This window comes from Kitasatospora sp. NPDC007106 (assembly GCF_040634455.1).
In the GTDB taxonomy this organism is placed as follows: Bacteria; Actinomycetota; Actinomycetes; order Streptomycetales; family Streptomycetaceae; genus Kitasatospora; species Kitasatospora arboriphila.
In genome coordinates this window covers 1-2,643 of sequence record NZ_JBEYFP010000789.1, presented here as the reverse complement: position 1 = coordinate 2,643, position 2,643 = coordinate 1, and the positions used below count along the sequence as shown (strand labels likewise).

General features: G+C 74.9%; 4 protein-coding genes and 1 pseudogene. 3 read left to right on the top strand and 2 right to left on the bottom strand.

All coding sequences use genetic code 11. The features are described from left to right. Window positions 1-371, top strand: a pseudogene (locus ABZ641_RS32360) (hypothetical protein); the annotation flags it as partial. 9 nt (window positions 372-380) lie between these two features. On the opposite strand, the gene ABZ641_RS32355 reads toward ABZ641_RS32360, so the two are convergent. Together ABZ641_RS32355 and ABZ641_RS32350 are read right to left on the bottom strand one after the other, a co-directional pair. Beyond that, entirely contained in the window at window positions 381-608 is a 228-nt protein-coding gene (locus tag ABZ641_RS32355; RefSeq protein WP_359987624.1) for a hypothetical protein, read from the bottom strand. Further along, entirely contained in the window at window positions 596-1,021 is a 426-nt protein-coding gene (locus ABZ641_RS32350) for a hypothetical protein (protein ID WP_344624874.1), read from the bottom strand. Before ABZ641_RS32350 ends, ABZ641_RS32355 begins: the two co-directional genes overlap by 13 nt. A gap of 222 nt (window positions 1,022-1,243) precedes the next feature. Here ABZ641_RS32350 and ABZ641_RS32345 point away from each other — a divergent pair, with 222 nt between their 5' ends. After that, on the top strand, window positions 1,244-1,840 hold the full coding sequence (locus ABZ641_RS32345; RefSeq protein ID WP_344624873.1) for a hypothetical protein: 597 nt from the start codon (window positions 1,244-1,246) through the stop codon (window positions 1,838-1,840). 115 nt (window positions 1,841-1,955) lie between these two features. Further along, window positions 1,956-2,513: a hypothetical protein gene (locus ABZ641_RS32340; RefSeq protein WP_359987621.1), complete on the top strand. Its 558-nt coding sequence runs from the start codon at window positions 1,956-1,958 to the stop codon at window positions 2,511-2,513. Window positions 2,514-2,643: the final 130 nt, after the last annotated feature.

Genomic DNA, 2,643 nt, shown 5'->3' with positions numbered 1-2,643 from the left:
GCCTGCCCGCCGCACTGGCGCGGTACCCGGCCGATCCGGAGCTGCAGTTCGAGGGCTTCTTCGACGCGACGGTCTGCGCGTGGCGGGAGACGGGCGCGGACGCGTGGCAGTGCGGTCCGGTCGCGTTCTGGCCGGGGGAGTCCGACGGTGCCGGGTGGCTGTTCGAGCTGCTGGTGGACGGCAGTGCCGAGGCCGTCCGCCGTGACGCCGAGGACTACTACGGGCGCGCCGTCGACCCGCAGGCCGTCGCCGCGGTGCTGGCGGGCGTTCCGCTGGACCGCCGGACGGTCGGTGCGCTCGACCCGGCCGCGGACTTCGCCGCCGTGGCCGAGCGGGCCCGCCGGACGGGCCACGCGGTGGCGGACGGCTGACCGCGGACCTCAGTCCCGGCCGGGGGCGCCGGGGCGCTGCCGGTCCTCGTCGGGTGTGCTCGGACGCTCGCCGGGCTCGCAGTGGTAGCAGCGGTAGGTGCGGTCGTCCTTCCGGTACCACTGGTGGTCGCCGCAGTCCTTCGCGCCCTTGGGGAACATCCACATGAGGGCGGCAGGCAGTGCGACCCTGGCGTCGGTGCGCCACCGGTAGCGGCCGGTGCTGCTCAGAAGAACCACCCCGGGGTCTCGCGGTAGGCGGGCATCGGGTAGTCGCAGACGGAGCCGGCCGAGCGGTACTCGGCCGCCGTCCGGGCGGCGATCCCCGCGCCGGCGTGGTCGAGCGCGTCGGAGCCGACGACCGCGGTCAGCGCGATCGCCGCGTAGACCAGCGGCGCCGCGATCCGGCTCGGGGTGTCGATGACGAGGTGCATCACACCGATCGCGCACACCAGGCCGGCTCCGATCATCACCGAGACGACCACCCAGAAGACGGCGCCGAGCGAGGCCGGGCTCTTGCACAGCAGGTACTCGTGCGGTGGCTCCACCCAGGTCCGCTCGTAGACGGCGGCGGCGACGAGGAGCACGCCGCCCATCGGGAGCAGCGCCCAGCGCCGGGAGACGGGTCGGGTCCGCTCGGTGGTGACGTGCAATGCGCTGTGCCTTCCGGTTCGGCGGGGCCGGAGGGAGCCCGCGCCGTTGATCCGGGAGAGCGTAGCGGACGGCGGTGAAGCGGCCGCGACCAGTGCCGATGCGCCGTCACCGGGTGCTGCCGGGCACGGCCGCCGGCGGGTGACGGGTCGTACCGGGAGGCCGGGAGTCGCGGAGTCGGTACAGTCCACGCAGACGATCAACGGTGGACGGACGGGAGACCGATGACGGCGGGACGTCGCAGACGGATCACCTGGGGGCTCAGGGGCCTGGCGCTGGCGGCGCTGCTGGCGTACCTGCCGGGGGTTCAGGCCTCGCACTCGGGCGGGCTGGTGGAGGCCGAGCGCTGGTTCGACCACCCGGTGCTGCTGGTCGGGGCGGCGGTGGTGCTGACGGTGGCCTCGGTGGTGGTCGAGTTCGAGTTCCGCACCCGGTGGTCGCAGATCGGCTGCGCGGCGGCCCTGGTGGCGCTCGTCCTCGTCGGCACACCGATCGTGTTCCTGGCGGTCACCCTCGGCGGGGACGGGAGGCCGGTCGACCGGAAGGTCCACCCGGGCCACCCGGACCGGGTGCTGGCCGTGACCGACATCGCCTTCTCGATCGACCCGACCTACCGCGTGGAGCTCCTCACCGGCAGCGGCTGGTCCGCGCGCCACTGGGAGCTGGGGGTGTGGGACGAGCGCGACGGGCGCGGCTTCTTCACGTCGGCCGAGTGGTCGGGGCCGGACCGGATCACGGTGACCACGGAGAAGGAGATCGCGGTCTTCACCCTGGACCCGGCCACCGGCCGGCCGGGCGAACCGAGCGTCGTCCGCCGGTAGGGGCTGTCGTCAAAGGTCGTGGGCGCATCCCAGGTGCCCCCCCCAGCGCCCCTGAACCGACCGTCCGGGCGCCCTTCGACGACACGTCCGAGGCCGGCTCGGGCAGGATGGCCCGGTGAAACTCGACGTCGTGCTCGCCGGTGACCACGTCCGCCTTCCGGGGCCCGTCCCGGGTGCCGCCTCCGGCGGGGAGCGCATCGTCCCCGCGGCGGCCGTGCGGGACGCCGATCCGGAGGCCGACCCGCCGGAGATCCGCACCGTCCTGGGCGAGACCCTCTTCGTCCCGGCCGGCCGGCGGGCCGCACCGGAATCGTTCTGCACCGCCAACGGGATTCCCCGGCGGTCCAGGCCCGACGTGTGGGGCGACCTCCTCGAACCGTTCCTCGACACCGAGTTCCCCCCCGGACGCCGGGCCGCCACGCGGGCCCGGCTGCGCCGGGTCGGTCTCGGTGACGAGGAGGTGGCCGCGATCAGGGCAAGGGTCGCCCCGCTGATGCGTGCCTACAACGCCGTCCACCAGGACTGGCACCACCTCGGCCTCGCCGACCTCATGGACGCCGCCACCGCCGCCTGGATCCCTGGGCACCGGCCGGTCGGGTCCATCGACGCAGACGCGTTCCGCACCTGGGCCATGGAGATCGCGGACCTCGGCTTCCCCGGCCCGGGGCATTGAGCCCGGCGGGCTTTGCATCGTCCTCTCCACGGCCGGCACCGCGCTGCTGGTCTGCCCGCTCGTCTCCGGCACCGGTGTGCCGGGCCCCGCCGGCGGGGCCGCCGCCGCGCTCGGCGCAGCCGTCCTCGCC

Bases quoted from the DNA above. Each gene is read 5' to 3' on its own strand.
- ABZ641_RS32345 (WP_344624873.1), top strand. From the start codon at position 1,244: ATGACGGCGGGACGTCGCAGACGGATCACCTGGGGGCTCAGGGGCCTG.